General features: G+C 65.0%; 2 protein-coding genes. Both read right to left on the bottom strand.

Translation table 11 applies throughout. The features are described from left to right. The coding region (locus EN935_RS36305; RefSeq protein ID WP_164771700.1) for a phosphoenolpyruvate-utilizing N-terminal domain-containing protein at positions 1–944 on the bottom strand (944 nt) is incomplete at its 3' end. Further along, a complete protein-coding gene (locus EN935_RS36300) occupies positions 928–1,230 on the bottom strand; it encodes an HPr family phosphocarrier protein (protein WP_127263022.1) in 303 nt (100 codons plus the stop codon). The genes EN935_RS36300 and EN935_RS36305, both read right to left, overlap by 17 nt. Between the last annotated feature and the right edge of the window lie 63 nt (positions 1,231–1,293).

Raw genomic sequence — 1,293 nt, 5'->3', positions numbered from 1 at the left:
AGACAGGCCCACTCCAGCACCTTGCGATAGGCGCGATACTGCGTCTCTTCGTCGGGCAATGTCTTGCCGAACAGGAATTCGGTGCGCATCAACCCGACACCGTCGCAGGTCGCGATGTCGATGCCGTCGACATCGGACGGATCGGCGATGTTGACCTGCACACGCACCGGCGTGCCGGCCTTGGTCACCGCCGGCCGCGCCAGGAACGCTCCAGCCCGATCGCGGCGCGCCAAGAATGATGAGGAGGATTGGCGAAAGGCAGCGATTTCGGCCTTGGAGGGCGACAGCACGATGCCGCCATGTTCGGCGTCGAGCAGGGCGGTGCCGGCAAGATTGGCCGATGAGCCGCCAAGACCCACAACCATGGGGACGCCGCGCGAGCGCGCCAGCATGGCGACGTGGCTCGCCGTACTGCCCGCCTTCAGCGCGATACCGCCGCCGCTGCTCCAGTCGGTTTCAAGGAAGCGCGTCGGCGCGATGTCCTCGCCATAGAGGATGGCGCCAGCCGGTGCCTGGAAGTCGCCATCCTCGGACAGGGCCCGCAGCACCTGATCCCTGATATCGCGTATGTCGGCGGCACGTGCGCGAAAGTAATCCTGGTCGGAAGCATCGTAGCCGGCGATTTCGGCATCGAGCGCCTGCCGCCACGCCTTGTCGGCTGGCAGGCCGGTGCGGATCGCGGCAAAGGCCGGGCTGCTCAGCGCATTATCCCCCAGCATGGCGATCTGGAACTCGAGAATGTCGGCGGCATCGCCCACGGCCATCTCAATCAATACGGTGAGACGGCCCGTCGCGGTGGCGATTGCGGTTTCGAGCGCGGCCTTCTCGTCGTCGGCTGTTTCTTTGCCGACATAGGATGCGGCAATCCGGTCGAGGTCGAACAGCGGCCCCTCGGCATAACCGGCCGAGGCCGAAATGCCTTGCAACCTAAGCGGTTCGGACATGGTCCGCGCCTTCGTCGAAATCGCGCCGCACCAGTTCGACCAGCGCGTCGACGGCATCATTGGCGCCGTCGCCGCTGGCCCTGATGTGCAGCACTGTGCCCTTCGGCGCCTTGGCCGCCATCACCTTGACGATGCTCTTGGCGTCGAACCATGGCCCGTTGGCGGCAAGCGCGACTTCCACCTCGGCCACAAAAGTCTTGGCCAGCTTGGTGAACTTCACCGAAGGACGCGCGTGCAGGCCCACCTCGTGGGTGATCACAACGGTCGCTTCGGCGGATGCGGACATGTCTTTCAAAATTCCCGTTCGTTCACGACGGCGACAATTCGTGTGCCGTCGCCACCACTTCCC

Origin of the sequence: Mesorhizobium sp. M7D.F.Ca.US.004.03.1.1 (assembly GCF_003998635.1) — a bacterium.
GTDB classification, from domain to species: Bacteria; Pseudomonadota; Alphaproteobacteria; order Rhizobiales; family Rhizobiaceae; genus Mesorhizobium; species Mesorhizobium loti.
This window is presented reverse-complemented; position numbering and strand designations above follow the sequence as displayed.

Coding starts and splice junctions, on each gene's coding strand:
- EN935_RS36300 (WP_127263022.1), bottom strand. CDS start 1,230: ATGTCCGCATCCGCCGAAGCGACCGTTGTGATCACCCACGAGGTGGGC.